Genomic DNA, 15,068 nt, shown 5'->3' on the forward strand with positions numbered 1-15,068 from the left:
ATCGAGCGGCCGTCAGTTCACTGCCATGAGCGTCTTTTCCGGACCATGGACACGGGATCGCGAACGGCCGATCCAGACACGCAGCAATGCCAGCAGCAGATCGAGGTCGACAGGCTTGGCGATGTAGTCGGAAGCGCCGGCGTCGAGGCACTTCTGCCGATCGCCCTTCATTGCCTTGGCGGTGACCGAGATCAACGGGATATGGGCGATCGCCGGCATGCCGCGGATCTGCCGCATCGTCTCGTAGCCATCCATCTCCGGCATCATGATATCGATCAGTGCGGCATCGATGTCCGGGCTCTGCTCCAAAAGCGCGATACCTTCCCGACCGCGCTCCGCATGCAGCACCTGGATGTCATAGGTCTCGAGAACGCTGGTAAGCGAATAGATGTTGCGGATGTCGTCGTCGACGATGAGGACCTTTGCGCCGGCCAGGTCGAACTTGTCCGGCTGTTCGGCTGCCGCATCATCGTTTTCGTGGCCTCGCCCGGGGAGCGTTGCGGATAGCAGGAGAGCCAGCTGCGCGAAATTCTCCGCCCGCGGAACATCCGCCAATGCCGGATGCAAGGCGAGCGACTGTTGCAGCGCTTCCGGATGCGGCGCAAAGAACAGCAGCCGCGACACCGACTGCCCGAACAGGACGGCAATCTCGTCCAGCATCTGGGCGTTGTCCTTGGCCGAGCGGCCAAAGCCGAGCACAATTGCATCATAGTTGGCGATGCCGATATCGTCCGCATTCGCCGCGACGCGGCCGATCGCGGTGACCGAGGTGACGCCGTCGCGGATCGCGTCGATCAGCGAAAGGCGGCGCTCGGGATCGGGATCGGCAATCAGGACGCGGCTCTGGACGCGGAGCTTTCTGGAGTGAATGTCATGGAAGACCTTCATCAGTTCGTCCGACGACACGGGCTTGGTTGAAATGCTGGATGCACCCTTGCGGGCAAGCACCTCGATATCTTCGGCGCCCGAGATGACATGGACGGGAATGTCCTTGGTTTTCGGGTCATGGCGGAGCAGGTCGAACAACACCCAGCCGTCGATATCCGACAGGCCGAGATCGAGCGTGATCGCGTCGGGAACCAGCTTGCGGGCCAAAGCCAGCGTGCCGGAGCCGGCGGTCGACAGGACGCCTTTCAGCCGGGCCGAACGTGCAAGGCCGAGCAGCAAACCGCCGAAGGTCGGGTCGTCCTCGACGATCAGCACGACCCGGTCTTCCGGCGAGATCGTATCGCGGTCATCGAGCAATTCGGAGGATGGCGAGCTTGGCTGCGCCGTCGTCGCGGCAACCTCCATCGCCGGCAGCAACACCGCTTGCGGGGCCGAGGCCATCCGGGGCCCATCGAATGGAATGACCAGCGTGAACGTCGAACCCTTGCCCGGCGTGCTCTCGACCCGCAACTCGCCGCCGAGCAGCCGGGCAATCTCCCGGCTGATCGACAGCCCAAGCCCGGTGCCGCCATATTTGCGGCTGGTGGTGCCGTCGGCCTGCTGGAAGGCTTCGAAGATCAGCTTCTGCTTGTCCTGCGGAATACCGATGCCGGTATCGCTGACCACGATCGCTAGCGCCTCCATCGGTTGCGCCGAACCGTTGTGACGGCCCGTCTTTTCGGCCCGGAAATTCAAGCGGACCTCGCCTTGCGAGGTGAACTTGAACGCATTCGACAGCAGATTGAGGACGATCTGCTGCAAGCGCTTCTCGTCGGTGCGGACGGTCTCCGGAAGCTCGGGATCGACATTGATGGTGAAGCCAAGTCCCTTGTCGGTCGCCAGCTGCCGGAAGGTTCGCTCCATATGCTGGCGAAGATGCACCACCGGCATGTCGTTGATATCGATCGAGACGGTGCCCGATTCGATCTTCGACAGGTCGAGGATGTCGTTGATCAGGCTCAAAAGGTCGGTGCCGGCCGAATTGATGGTGCGCGCGAACTCGACCTGCTTGTCGTTGAGATTGCCTTGCTGGTTGGTGGCGAGGAGGTTTGAAAGGATGAGCAGCGAGTTCAGCGGCGTGCGCAGTTCGTGGCTCATATTGGCGAGGAATTCCGACTTGTATTTCGAGGTAAGCGCCAGCTGCTCGGCCTTCTCCTCCAGCGCCCGTCGCGCCATCTCGATTTCGAGGTTCTTGTTCTCCACCTGCTTCTTTTCGTTCTCGAGGAGCTGCGCTTTTTCCTGCAGCTCCTCATTGGTGGCGTGCAGTTCCTCCTGCTTCTTGGTCAGCTCGGTCTGTCGTGCCTGCAGCTCCGACGTCAGCAGTTGCGACTGCTTGAGCAGGCCTTCGGTGCGCATGGTGGCGGCGATGGTGTTGAGAACGATACCGACGGACTCCATCAGCTGGTTAAGGAACGACTGGTGCGTGTCGCGGAATTCGCTGAACGAGGCGAGTTCGATGACGGCCTTCACCTCGTCTTCGAACAGAGCCGGAAGAATGATCACGTTGGCCGGCGCGGCATTGCCAAGGCCGGAGGTGACGCGCAGGAAATTCGGCGGCACATTGTCCAGCATGATGGCGCGCTTGTCGGCGGCACTCTGCCCGACGAGGCCTTCACGCAGATCGAGGCGTTGCTTGATCTCCGCCTTGCTTTCGGCGCCATAGGAGGCGGCCAGCTCCAGATAGAATTCATCCTCGTCGCGGTTGGTCACGTAGAACACGCCGTATTGCGCATTCACCAGCGGGGCGAGTTCGGACATGATCAGACGCGAGACCGTGGCCAGGTCGCGCTCGCCCTGCAGCATGCGCGAGAAGCGGGCGAGATTGGTCTTCAGCCAGTCCTGCTCGGCATTCTTCAGCGTCTGGTCCTTCAGATTGCGGATCATCTCGTTGATGTTGTCTTTCAGCGCCGCGACCTCACCGGAGGCCTGGACGCTGATCGAGCGGGTCAGATCGCCCTTGGTCACCGCCGTCGACACTTCGGCGATGGCGCGCACCTGGGTGGTCAGGTTGGCGGCGAGCTGATTGACATTGTCGGTCAGGTCGCGCCAAAGGCCGGCAGCGCCGGGCACCCGGGCCTGGCCGCCGAGCTTGCCTTCGATGCCCACTTCGCGGGCGACGTTGGTCACCTGGTCGGCGAAGGTCGCCAGCGTCTCGATCATGCCATTGATGGTGTCGGCGAGCGAGGCGATCTCGCCCTTGGCATCGACCGTCAGCTTGCGCTTGAGATTGCCTTGCGCGACCGCGGTCACGACCTCGGCGATGCCGCGCACCTGGTTGGTCAGGTTCGTCGCCATCAGGTTGACGTTGTCGGTCAGGTCCTTCCAGGTGCCGGCGACACCCTCGACCCGCGCCTGGCCGCCGAGCTTGCCCTCGGTGCCGACCTCGCGGGCGACACGCGTCACTTCGCCGGCAAAGGAGTTCAGCTGATCGACCATGGTGTTGATCGTCGATTTCAGCTCCAGGATCTCGCCCTTGACGTCGACGGTGATCTTCTTCGACAGGTCGCCGCGCGCCACCGCCGTCGTCACCTCGGCGATGTTGCGGACCTGGCCGGTCAGGTTCTCGGCCATCGAATTCACATTGTCGGTCAGATCCTTCCAGGTACCGGCAACGCCGCGCACCTGCGCCTGGCCGCCGAGCTTGCCTTCGGTACCGACCTCGCGCGCCACACGCGTCACTTCGGAAGCAAAGGAATTCAGCTGGTCGACCATCGTATTGATGGTGTCCTTGAGCTCGAGGATTTCGCCGCGCACATCGACCGTGATCTTCTTCGACAGGTCGCCCAGCGCCACCGCAGTGGTCACCTCGGCGATGTTGCGCACCTGACCGGTCAAGTTGGCAGCCATCGCATTGACGTTGTCGGTCAGGTCTTTCCAGGTGCCGGCAACGCCACGCACCTGCGCCTGGCCACCGAGCTTGCCGTCCGAACCGACCTCGCGCGCCACGCGCGTCACCTCGGAGGCGAAGGAATTGAGCTGGTCGACCATCGTGTTGATGACGTCCTTGATCTGCAGGATCTCGCCCAACGCATCGACGGTGATCTTCTGGGTCAGGTCGCCGGTCGCAATTGCCGTCGCCACCTTGGAGACGTCGCGCAACTGCACGGTCAGATTGCCGGCCATGGCGTTGACGTTGTCGGTCAGGTCCTTCCAGGTGCCGCCGACGCCCTCGACATGCGCCTGGCCGCCGAGCTTGCCTTCTGAACCCACTTCGCGCGCCACACGCGTCACTTCCGAGGCGAAGGAATTGAGCTGGTCGACCATCGTGTTGACGGTGTCCTTGAGCTCCAGAATTTCGCCCTTGACGTCGACGGTGATCTTCTTCGACAGGTCGCCGCGGGCCACTGCCGTCGTGACCTCGGCGATGTTGCGGACCTGTCCTGTCAGGTTGGCGGCCATCAGGTTGACGTTATCGGTCAGGTCTTTCCAGGTGCCGCCGACCCCCTTCACCTCGGCCTGGCCGCCGAGCTTGCCTTCGGTGCCGACCTCGCGGGCGACGCGCGTCACTTCGGAGGCGAAGGAATTGAGCTGGTCGACCATCGTGTTGATGGTGTCCTTGAGCTCGAGGATTTCGCCTTGCACCGCGACGGTGATCTTCTTCGACAAGTCGCCCGAAGCGACGGCGGTCGTCACCTCGGCGATGTTGCGGACCTGGCCGGTCAGGTTCTCGGCCATCGAATTGACGTTGTCGGTCAAGTCCTTCCAGGTGCCGGCAACGCCGCGCACCTGAGCCTGGCCGCCGAGCTTGCCCTCGGTGCCGACTTCGCGGGCGACGCGCGTCACTTCGCCGGCAAATGAGTTCAGCTGGTCGACCATGGTGTTGATGGTCGATTTCAGCTCGAGGATCTCGCCCTTGACGTCGACCGTGATCTTCTTCGACAGGTCGCCAAGCGCCACAGCCGTGGTCACCTCGGCGATATTGCGCACCTGGCCGGTCAGGTTTTCGGCCATCAGGTTGACGTTGTCGGTCAGGTCCTTCCAGGTGCCGCCGACACCTTCGACGCGCGCTTGGCCGCCGAGCTTGCCTTCGGTGCCGACCTCGCGCGCCACGCGCGTCACCTCCGAGGCGAAGGAATTGAGCTGGTCGACCATCGTGTTGATGGTATTCTTGAGCTCGAGGATTTCGCCCTTTACGTCGACGGTGATTTTCTTCGACAGGTCGCCGGAAGCGACGGCGGTCGTCACCTCGGCGATGTTGCGCACCTGCCCGGTCAGGTTCGTCGCCATGGCGTTGACGTTGTCGGTCAGGTCCTTCCAGGTCCCGGCCACACCTTTCACGCGGGCCTGGCCGCCGAGCTTGCCTTCGGTGCCGACCTCGCGCGCCACGCGCGTCACCTCCGAGGCGAAGGAGGCCAGTTGCCCGACCATGGTGTTGACGATCTTGCCGATGCGCAGGAATTCGCCACGCAACTGCCGGCCGTCGATTTCGACCATCATCGTCTGCGACAGGTCGCCCTTGGCGACCGCGCCGATGACGCGCGCCACTTCGGCCGTCGGCTGAACCATGTCCTCAATCAGATCGTTGACGGAACGGACGCTCGATTCCCAGCTGCCGGTGGCGTTGCGGACACGGCCGCGCTCGCCGATCCGGCCATCCTTGCCGACGACCTTGCTGAGGCGTTCGAACTCGCGCGTGACCTGATCGTTGAGTTCTACGATTTCGTTGAAGGTATCGGCGATCTCGGAATCGAGGCCGGCGTAGACATTGTCGATGCGAACAGAGAAATCACCGCTCCGAAAAGCCTTCAGCGCGTTCAGTATTTGACGGTGATCCAATTGCCTTGTGGATGCAAGCACGCTCACAGCGCCCCTCCCAGCTCACGGATTTCCTGAATGTCCTGGTGAAACTGTCCCCTGCGGCCGACACAACTCCCCGCAAGCGCAACAACGCGGCATGCTCGATTTGGTTCCAGACGAAATTGCCGCTATGCGGCCGGAATTTCGTGGCCGAATTCATGAAACGACGAGCAACAAAGATCCATTGTGATTGTATCGATCAATATTTCTGCCCAACGGAACATCTCGAAAAAACTCTCGTTGGTATAGATCGCGATAGAGCGATGCAACTCGATGGAGACACTAAGATGATGAAAATTCTCTCTGCATCCATACTTGCTATCGGCCTGGCCACATCTGCCATGGCACAATCGATGGGCTCCGGGACCGGTGGCACCGATGGCAATACCGGCGTCAACACAGGCACTTCCGGCGGCAACACCGGGACCGGCAGCGCAAGTACCCCGAACACGATCGATCCGAACGCAACGAACGCCACCACGCCGCAGACAAACGGTATGGAGGACCGCTGCAAGGATACGGCGGGCAGCGATACCGACAACAACACCCCCAGCGGCGCTATGACGTCGGATATGCAGAACTGCAACAAGTAACGGAGTTTTGCTCAGCCGTCATTTTCAGCCCGCTGCCTGGTCGAGACCCGGTGCTCACGGTTCAAACTGCGGCCGGAAAAATGCACTGACCGGGCGCGGGCTCACTACTTTTGAATGGAGCGGCGAGCCCAAGCCGGGCGGCCAATCATACTTGTTTATGTCTCAGCTAGGTTCCGCGATAGGCGGCGGCCACCCCGGACGGGCGGCCGTTCTGCTGATTTTCGCGGAGAGAACTGGTGGAGCCAATCGGAATCGAACCGACGACCTCTTGAATGCCATTCAAGCGCTCTCCCAACTGAGCTATGGCCCCACTCCGGCAGTTCACCGGCGCCGTTTCCGGCGAAGAGATCCGGCGCGGGTTCTAGACCGCGCCGCTAGTGAAGGCGGCTTCTAACCCCGCCTTCAGTCAATATCAAGTCTTCAATAACCGCTTTTTCTAGGCAGAGCGGCGATTGCCGGCGAATGCGGTTCGCTCAGACTTCGTCGTCGTCCTCGCCGACGCCGATCATGTCGGCAACGTCGTCGTCTTCTTCCTCCTCGTCGGCGAGGAACGTGTCATCCTCGTCATCGCCAAGGTCGACGTCGTCCTCGTCGTCGCCGAGATCGGGAAGCTCATCGGCCTTCGCGTCCTCGTCCGCCTCTTCGAGCGAAACGACCTCGACGCCCTCTTCCTCTTCGGCGTCCACTTCCTTCTCGGCAACTTCCTCTTCCTCCTCGAGGGCGGCGATCTTGCCTTCCTCGAAATAGGAGCGCGGATAGCTCTTGCCCGTATAAGGCGAGACGATCGGGTCCTTGTTCAAGTCATAGAATTTTCGACCGGTCTCCGGGTCGATACGTTTGGTGCCAAGTTCGGGTTTTGCCACAGCAAGCCTCGTCGATGAAAGTTTGGTCCCCTTAACCAGAGTTTACGGCGCTGTCAAAGCGAAAAGCCGGCGTCTCAAAAAGCTTGAATTCGAAGGCCTTCGTACCAAGGGGATGACCATTTCGGTCCGCCATGATAGGAGACCGCGCAAACCAGACGAAAATGGCCGGCCGCCGGCGTTTCCCAGGAAAGAACCATGTCGCACACTGCCGCCCCGAAGCAGGCCACCGCCCGCAAATCATCTGGCCTTTCAGGCGCGGCACGGGTGCCGGGCGACAAGTCGATCTCGCACCGCTCGTTCATGTTCGGTGGCCTGGCCTCCGGCGAAACCCGCATCACCGGACTGCTGGAAGGCGAGGATGTAATGCGTACGGGCGCTGCCATGAAGGCCATGGGCGCTCATATCGAGAAGTATGGCGCTGAGTGGGTGATCCGCGGTACCGGCAACGGCGCGCTGCTGCAGCCGGAAGGCCCGCTCGATTTCGGCAATGCCGGCACGGGCTCACGCCTCACCATGGGCCTGGTCGGTACCTATGACATGGAAACCACCTTCATCGGCGACGCCTCGCTGTCGGGCCGGCCGATGGGCCGCGTGCTCGAACCGCTCCGCCAAATGGGCGTGCAGGTGCTGAGGGCGACGCCCGGCGACCGCATGCCGATCACGCTGCACGGGCCCAAGCACGCCGCGCCGATTACCTACCGCGTGCCGATGGCATCGGCACAAGTCAAGTCGGCGGTGCTGCTGGCTGGGCTGAACACGCCGGGCATCACCACCGTCATCGAGCCGGTCATGACGCGCGACCACACCGAAAAGATGCTCAAGGGGTTCGGCGCCAATCTGTCGATCGAGACCGACGAGCGCGGCGTGCGCCACATTTTCATCGAAGGCCAGGGCAAGCTCACCGGGCAGACCATCGCGGTGCCTGGTGACCCCTCCTCGGCCGGCTTTCCGCTGGTGGCGGCGCTGATCGTGCCGGGCTCGGACATCACCATCGAAAACGTGCTGATGAACCCGACCCGCACGGGTCTCCTTTTGACGCTGCAGGAAATGGGCGCCCGGATCGACATAATCGATCCGCGCAATGAAGGTGGCGAGGATGTTGCCGACCTGCGCGTACGCTATTCCGAACTGAAAGGCGTCACCGTGCCGCCCGAACGGGCACCGACCATGATCGACGAATATCCGGTGCTTGCCGTGGCGGCCAGCTTCGCCGAGGGCGAAACGCTGATGCTCGGGCTGGAAGAACTGCGGGTGAAGGAATCCGACCGGCTGTCGGCAGTTGCCGAAGGGCTGAAGCTCAACGGCGTGGACTGCAGCGAAGGCGAGGCCTCGCTTGTCGTGCGCGGAAAACCCGGCGGCAAGGGCCTCGGCCAGCATCCCAACGGACAGGGCACCATCGTCCAGACCCATCTCGACCACCGCATCGCCATGAGCTTCCTGGTGATGGGGCTGGCGACGGAAAAACCGGTAACCATCGACGACCAGGCGATGATCGCAACGAGCTTTCCGGAGTTCATGGGGCTGATGAAGGGGTTCGGCGCGGAGATCGAGTAGCCTGATGGCAATCACAAACGCTGGAGATTGGCACTTAACATCCCGGCCTTCGTCATCCTGGGGCGGAGCAAGGAGCGAAGCGACGCGGCGCAGACCCCAGGATCCATGCCGTGACATCCAAGCGCCGCTACGCTGCAGAATTCTGGTTCGCAGCATTCTTCGGCTGATGTCACGGCATGGATCCCAGGGTCTTCGCTCCGCTACGCGTTCGCTGCGCCCTGGGATGACGAAGGCGCGAGGGCTTGCTTGTTGCCAAGCGGACAAAGCGTTGACTCGTCAATGACCTCAACCTTCACCATCGCCATCGACGGACCTGCCGGTGCCGGCAAAGGCACCCTTGCCCGGCGGCTGGCCGATCACTACCGGCTGAACCTGCTCGACACCGGCCTTACCTATCGCGCGGTGGCGCATTCGCTGCTCCGGCTCGGCCTGCCGCTCGACAATGTCTCGGCCGCTGAAACCGCGGCTCGCCAGGTCGATCTGGCAAAGCTCGACCGCGCCGTGCTTTCGGCACACGCGGTCGGCGAGGCGGCCTCGAAAGTGGCTGTCATCCCGTCGGTCCGGCGCATACTGGTCGACAAGCAGCGCGCCTTCGCAAAAACCCCACCGGGTGCGGTGCTCGACGGCCGCGACATCGGCACTGTCGTGTGTCCCGATGCCGACGTAAAGCTCTATGTCACGGCTACTGCCGAGGTGCGGGCAAAGCGGCGGCTGGACGAAATCGAGAGCATCGGCGGCACGGCCAATTTCGATGAAATCCTTGCCGATATCGTGCGCCGCGACAAGCGCGACATGGGCCGCATGGACTCGCCCTTGAAGCCGGCCGCCGATGCGCACTTGCTCGACACGTCGGAAATGGCTATAGAGGCCGCGTTTCTGGCAGCTCAGGCGATCATCGACGACGTCCTGGCTAAGAGAAACGAAGCCTGAGCCGGGTTTTCCTGCCGCCGCCGATTGCCGGCGACAAAAGAATTCCCATATTGGGCGTGAACCAGCCTGCCAGCATTCTTCATGCGCCGGAATTGCCGCTCAAGGGCGGCCAAGGGCTTTTTGCCCGGAACGCCGGCAGGCCAACGCAACGCTAACCCACGGCGCCCGCCCCGCGACAGATTGCGGGGCATTCCAGGAGAAACTATGTCAGTTGCAAATCCCACTCGCGATGATTTCGCGAGCCTGCTCGAAGAATCATTTTCCGCCGGTCATTCCGGCGAAGGCCAGGTCGTCAAGGGCATCATCACTGCCATTGAGAAGGACATGGCCATCATCGACGTCGGCCTCAAGGTCGAAGGCCGCGTGCCGCTGAAGGAATTCGGCGTCAAGGGCAAGGACACGACGCTCAAGGTCGGAGACACGGTCGAGGTCTATGTCGAGCGTATCGAGAACGCGCTTGGCGAAGCCATGCTGTCGCGTGAAAAGGCCCGCCGCGAAGAGAGCTGGGTCCGTCTTGAAGAGAAGTTCACCAAGGGCGAGCGCGTCGAAGGCGTCATCTTCAACCAGGTCAAGGGCGGCTTCACCGTCGACCTCGACGGTGCCGTGGCTTTCCTGCCGCGCAGCCAGGTCGATATCCGCCCGATCCGCGACGTCTCGCCGCTGATGCACAACCCGCAGCCCTTCGAGATCCTCAAGATGGATCGCCGCCGCGGCAACATCGTGGTGTCGCGCCGCACCGTGCTCGAGGAAAGCCGCGCCGAACAGCGTTCGGAAATCGTGCAGAACCTCGAAGAAGGCCAGGTGGTCGAAGGCGTCGTCAAGAACATCACCGACTATGGTGCGTTTGTCGACCTCGGCGGCATCGACGGCCTGCTGCACGTCACCGACATGGCATGGCGCCGCGTCAACCATCCGACCGAAATCCTCAATATCGGCCAGACGGTCAAGGTGCAGATCATCCGCATCAACCAGGAAACCCACCGCATCTCGCTCGGCATGAAGCAGCTCGAGAGCGATCCGTGGTCCGAGATCGGCACCAAGTTCCCGATCGGCAAGAAGATCAAGGGTACCGTCACCAACATCACCGACTACGGCGCGTTTGTCGAGCTGGAGCCGGGTATCGAAGGCCTCATCCACGTTTCGGAAATGTCGTGGACCAAGAAGAACGTGCATCCCGGCAAGATCCTGTCGACAACGCAGGAAGTCGACGTTGTGGTGCTCGAAGTCGATCCGGCCAAGCGCCGTATCTCACTCGGCCTCAAGCAGACGCTGGAGAACCCGTGGGAGGCCTTCGCGCGCAGCCATCCGGTCGGCAGCCAGGTTGAGGGCGAGGTCAAGAACAAGACCGAGTTCGGCCTGTTCATCGGCCTCGAAGGCGATGTCGACGGCATGGTCCACCTTTCCGACCTCGACTGGACCCGTCCGGGCGAGCAGGTGATCGAAGAGTACAATCGCGGCGACATGGTCAAGGCGCAGGTGCTCGACGTCGACATCGACAAGGAGCGCATCTCGCTCGGCATCAAGCAGCTGGCCAAGGACACGGTCGGCGAAGCCGCGACGTCAGGCGAACTGCGCAAGAACGCAGTCGTCACCTGCGAGGTTATCGGCGTGAAGGATGGCGGTCTGGAAGTGCGGCTGGTCGACAGCGGCATCGAGACCTTCATCAAGCGCTCCGACCTCAGCCGTGACCGCGACGAGCAGCGCCCCGAGCGCTTCACCGTCGGCCAGAAAGTCGACGCCCGCGTCATCGCCTTCGACAAGAAGACCCGCAAGCTGCAGGTCTCGATCAAGGCGCTGGAAATCGCCGAAGAGAAGGAAGCGGTCGCCCAATACGGCTCAACCGATTCCGGCGCTTCGCTGGGCGATATTTTGGGTGCCGCGCTGAAGAAGCAGGGCAGCTAAGCCAACACCGCGCCTTGCGCGGGTTATAATCGAACCAAAAAGCCCCGCCGGAACGATCCGGCGGGGCTTTTGCTTGTGACCTTTTGCTTGTGACGGACCGCAGGCTCAGGCCCGGCCGTAGAGTGGCACCAGCGTGCCGCTGATGGCCATGTTGGCCGGCGAGGCAAGGTAGGCAATGGCCTCGGCCGCCGCTTCAAGGCTGACCCATCTGCTGAAATCTGCGTTCGGCATGTCAGCCCGGTTGGCCGGCGTGTCGAGCGTCGAGGGCGCCACGGCGTTGACCAGGATGCCGTTGCCCTTCAGCTCTTCGGCCATCGCCACGGTCATCGCGGCGACCGCCGCCTTGGCGGCAGCGTAGGCCACCTTGCCGGAGCCGCGCCGCGGATCGAGCCCGGCTCGCGCGGTGACATTGACGATGCGGCCCGGCACGGAAGATTCCAGCATCGAGCGTATCGCCGCGCGGCAGCACAGGAAGGTGGTGCGGGCGTTGGTGTCCATCATCTCGGCGAAGGAGGCGGGCTCGATCTTCTCGACCGGCGCGGCGGTGAACCCGCCGGCAAGATGCACCGATGCCCATAAATCCGGAACGCTGGCATAGAAGGCGTCGACCTTGGCAGGGTCGGCGAGGTCGACATTATGAGCCAGCCTGACGCGGTCATGCGCCGGGAAGGGGAAATGCGCAGGCGCGGCAGCGTGGGCATTGGGCACATGGCAGATGGCGCCCTGCTCCAGCAGTTTTCCTACGACCGCGCCGCCAAGGGCACCGGTGCCGCCGGTCACCACGATATGTCTGCCGTCCAGTGTTTCCGTCATATTCGACCGCTCCGTCATTGCGCGCCGCCGATGCGGAAGGTCGCGCCTTTCGCGCGATCACTCAACCGAAATCTCGATGACGTAAGGTCGTCCAGTCGCCCGCGCGCGTCCAAGCGCGTCCGCCAAACCGCCGGTGCCGGAAATCCGCTCGGCGGCAATGCCATAGGCTTCGGCCAATTTGCAGAAATCCGGCGGTGCCGGGGAGACGCCGACTGGCTCGACGCCTACGTCGAGCATTGAGGTTTCGATCTCGCGGTAGCCACGATTGTTCCAGACTGTGAAGATCACCGGCGCCGCCGCGTCGAGCGCGGCGCCCAGTTCCGGCAGGGTGAACTGGAAGCCGCCGTCGCCGGTGAGGCAAACGACCGGCGCCTCAGGCCTGGCAAGGGCAGCACCGATCGCCGCCGGCGGGCCATAGCCGAGCGCGCCGAAGCCGGTGGCGGCGTTGAACCAGCCGCCCGGCCGGTCGTGATCATAGTAGAGGTTGGCGGCGTAGACCGGCTGAGTCGAATCGCCGACGATGATCGCGCCAGGCAGCGCATCACGGATCGTCTCGACGGCGCGCAATTGCGCCTGCATAGCCGGGCCGATCTCGGCAAAGGCCGCTTGCCGCGTCGCGGCGGCGCGAGCGGCGCCGTCGCCCGATTGCGCCTGGCCCGTGCCGAGTTCGGCAAGCAGGGCTTCGAGCGCCGCTCCGCAATCGGCCTGGATTGAAATCCGCGCAGGCCGGCGGGCAAGCTGGTCGGCGCCAATGTCGATGCGGATCAGATTGACGGGCAGGACAAAACCGCCGTCGCCATAGCCGTCATAGTCGGTCGGACCGAATTCGGTGCCGGCTGCGATCACCAGGTCGGCATCGGCGATCAGCGCACGCACCGCCTTCAGGCCGGGGCTGGCCGGCACGCCAAGTGGATGACGATAGAGCAGGCCGCGCGCATTGGCGGTCTGGACGACCGGCGCTCCCAGCCTCTCGGCCAGCCGCTGCAACGGCGCTTCGGCGGCTTTGGCGCCGCCACCGGCGAGGATAAGCGGCCGGCTGGCAGACGCGCACAGCCTTGCCGCCTCTGCAATCGCCGCCACATCCGGCCCGGGCGGCGCTGAATTCCGCAGCAGCGGCACGATGCCGTTGGCCGGCATGGTCATGACATCGGTCGGGATCTCGATATGCACCGGACCCGGACGCGAGGATGAGAACAGCGCAAAGGCGCGGGCGAGCACGCCGGGCAGTTCGGCGGCCTCGGTGACACGGTGCGAAAACAGCGCCACCTTCTCCATCATGCCGCGCTGGTCCGGCAGTTCATGCAGATGGCCAAGGCCTTTGCCCAGCGTCGGTGTGGCGTTGACGCCCGAGATTACCAGCATCGGCACCGAATCGGCGCGCGCCTGGCCCATGGCGGTGATGGTGTTGGTCAGCCCCGGCCCGGTGATGACGAAGGCGACGCCCGGCCTGCCGCTGGCGCGCGCATAGCCGTCAGCCATGAAGCCGGCGCCCTGCTCGTGGCGCGGCGTGACATGACGGATCTTCGATCGCGCCAGCCCGCGATAGAGCTCGACCGTATGTACGCCGGGAATGCCGAAGACGATGTCGACGCCGTGCGCTTCGAGCAAGGTGATGAGCGCTTCGCCGATGGTGGTCATTGTCTTAACACCGGGCGTGTGAGGCAGGTCGGGCCGCCCTCGCAGGCAATGCACAGTGCATCGGCCTCGAATGTCGAGACCGTACAGCCAGCGGCCTGCATGGCAGCCGCCGTCTTCGGAAAACCGGCAACGGCGATAACCTGGCGCGGCGCGGTCGGCAGCACGTTCAGGCTGAGCCCATTCGAGGCGAAGAATTCGTCGGCATCGCCCTCGACCAGCCGAATGCCGCGTTCGCGCAGCATCTGGTGGAAGGCGACCGGCAGGAGCGGCGCATAGACCAGCGCCAGATCGTCGGCGAGCGGGCTGATCACCGACATCAGGTGCAGGCAGGCCTCCTCGCCCTGCCAGAGCGGCAGGTCGAAGCCGTAGACCTGGATACCCTTGGGTGAAAGCAGGTTGGAGAGCTGCTGGATGCCGTGCTGATTGGTGCGCACGCCGCGGCCGACGGCCAGCGTGTTTGCATCCACCCACACGCAGTCGCCGCCCTCGACCTGGCCGGGAGCATCGATACGGCCGAGGACGGGGATGCCCATGCGCCCGTAGGCTGCCTCGTGCAGGCCGGGCTCGGGCCGGCGCAGCGCCTTGCCCATGGCGAGGATGACCGCGCCATGATCGGTCATCAGCGAGGGATCGTGGGTAAAAACCGAATCGGCAAGTCCGTCATCGGCGTCGCTCAGCCATTCGATTTCGGCGCCTGAGACAGAAATCAGCCTGGCCAGCGCTTCATGCTGGGCCGCCGCTTTTTGCGGATCGAAGCCGGGGCCATAGTGCCACTCCAGCGCTTCGGCCCGACGCATGGCGCTGGCGGCGGAGCGCATCAGCACGCGCTGCAGCGTCCCGGCCATCGACTGCGACCCGTATGCTTTGCCCACTAAATTCTCCTGAAACGCGTCCCTCCTGCCAATAGCCACTCGGCAGGCGGTGATCAATGGTCCAAAAACTGCGGTTGACGGAGGCAAGCGGAACGGTCCATCTTGAGAATCGGAACGCTGTCCAGTGACGGGTAATGGGTAAAAAATTCCAGCAAGGACTGCCTCGGCTGCTCCGCGGG

Annotated in this window: 9 protein-coding genes and 1 tRNA gene; 4 read left to right on the forward strand and 6 right to left on the reverse strand. The window is 63.3% G+C overall.

Annotation, left to right across the window (positions count from 1 at the left end; all coding sequences use genetic code 11):
- Window positions 1-12: 12 nt before the first annotated feature.
- Window positions 13-5,724, reverse strand: a complete 5,712-nt coding sequence (locus NKI19_RS28145) for a HAMP domain-containing protein (protein WP_352565258.1) — start codon at window positions 5,722-5,724, stop codon at window positions 13-15.
- 44 nt (window positions 5,725-5,768) lie between these two features.
- Between NKI19_RS28145 and NKI19_RS28150 the strand changes: the two genes are divergently transcribed.
- Window positions 5,769-6,317: a hypothetical protein gene (locus NKI19_RS28150; RefSeq protein WP_352565243.1), complete on the forward strand. Its 549-nt coding sequence runs from the start codon at window positions 5,769-5,771 to the stop codon at window positions 6,315-6,317.
- Window positions 6,318-6,551: 234 nt separating this feature from the next.
- Here the strand turns inward: NKI19_RS28150 and NKI19_RS28155 are convergent.
- A tRNA-Ala gene (locus NKI19_RS28155) sits at window positions 6,552-6,627 on the reverse strand.
- Between the two features lie 163 nt (window positions 6,628-6,790).
- Entirely contained in the window at window positions 6,791-7,180 is a 390-nt protein-coding gene (locus NKI19_RS28160) for a TIGR02300 family protein (protein WP_023676282.1), read from the reverse strand.
- 195 nt (window positions 7,181-7,375) lie between these two features.
- On the opposite strand from NKI19_RS28160, the gene aroA reads away from it, so the two are divergent.
- The 3 genes from aroA (at window position 7,376) to rpsA (ending at window position 11,566) form a co-directional block, all read left to right on the forward strand.
- The gene (aroA, locus tag NKI19_RS28165) at window positions 7,376-8,734 is read left to right on the forward strand and encodes a 3-phosphoshikimate 1-carboxyvinyltransferase (protein WP_352565245.1); all 1,359 of its coding nucleotides are present in this window, start codon (window positions 7,376-7,378) and stop codon (window positions 8,732-8,734) included.
- 279 nt (window positions 8,735-9,013) lie between these two features.
- A complete protein-coding gene (gene cmk, locus NKI19_RS28170; protein WP_352492650.1) occupies window positions 9,014-9,664 on the forward strand; it encodes a (d)CMP kinase in 651 nt (216 codons plus the stop codon).
- 204 nt (window positions 9,665-9,868) lie between these two features.
- Window positions 9,869-11,566 carry a 30S ribosomal protein S1 gene (gene rpsA, locus NKI19_RS28175; protein ID WP_023676278.1) on the forward strand — a complete coding sequence of 566 codons (1,698 nt, stop codon included), beginning with the start codon at window positions 9,869-9,871 and terminating at the stop codon, window positions 11,564-11,566.
- A gap of 105 nt (window positions 11,567-11,671) precedes the next feature.
- On the opposite strand, the gene NKI19_RS28180 is transcribed toward rpsA, so the two are convergent.
- Genes NKI19_RS28180 through NKI19_RS28190 form a run of 3 tightly spaced genes read right to left on the reverse strand, consistent with a single transcriptional unit; the run spans window position 11,672 to window position 14,862 of the window.
- Window positions 11,672-12,379, reverse strand: coding sequence for an SDR family NAD(P)-dependent oxidoreductase (locus NKI19_RS28180; RefSeq protein WP_352464463.1), 708 nt, complete (start codon window positions 12,377-12,379; stop codon window positions 11,672-11,674).
- A gap of 57 nt (window positions 12,380-12,436) precedes the next feature.
- Entirely contained in the window at window positions 12,437-14,017 is a 1,581-nt protein-coding gene (locus NKI19_RS28185; protein WP_352492651.1) for a 5-guanidino-2-oxopentanoate decarboxylase, read from the reverse strand.
- Window positions 14,014-14,862: a dimethylarginine dimethylaminohydrolase family protein gene (locus NKI19_RS28190; protein ID WP_352492682.1), complete on the reverse strand. Its 849-nt coding sequence runs from the start codon at window positions 14,860-14,862 to the stop codon at window positions 14,014-14,016. The genes NKI19_RS28185 and NKI19_RS28190 overlap by 4 nt, the downstream gene beginning before the upstream one ends.
- Between the last annotated feature and the right edge of the window lie 206 nt (window positions 14,863-15,068).

The organism is Mesorhizobium sp. M0751, assembly GCF_040320265.1.
Classification (GTDB): domain Bacteria; phylum Pseudomonadota; class Alphaproteobacteria; order Rhizobiales; family Rhizobiaceae; genus Mesorhizobium.

What these genes read in the sequence shown, in the direction of transcription:
- NKI19_RS28190 (WP_352492682.1), bottom strand. Translation starts at nt 14,862, where the DNA reads ATGGCCGGGACGCTGCAGCGCGTGCTGATGCGCTCCGCCGCCAGCGCC.
- rpsA (WP_023676278.1), top strand. Translation starts at nt 9,869, where the DNA reads ATGTCAGTTGCAAATCCCACTCGCGATGATTTCGCGAGCCTGCTCGAA.
- cmk (WP_352492650.1), top strand. Translation starts at nt 9,014, where the DNA reads ATGACCTCAACCTTCACCATCGCCATCGACGGACCTGCCGGTGCCGGC.
- NKI19_RS28185 (WP_352492651.1), bottom strand. Translation starts at nt 14,017, where the DNA reads ATGACCACCATCGGCGAAGCGCTCATCACCTTGCTCGAAGCGCACGGC.
- aroA (WP_352565245.1), top strand. Translation starts at nt 7,376, where the DNA reads ATGTCGCACACTGCCGCCCCGAAGCAGGCCACCGCCCGCAAATCATCT.
- NKI19_RS28180 (WP_352464463.1), bottom strand. Translation starts at nt 12,379, where the DNA reads ATGACGGAAACACTGGACGGCAGACATATCGTGGTGACCGGCGGCACC.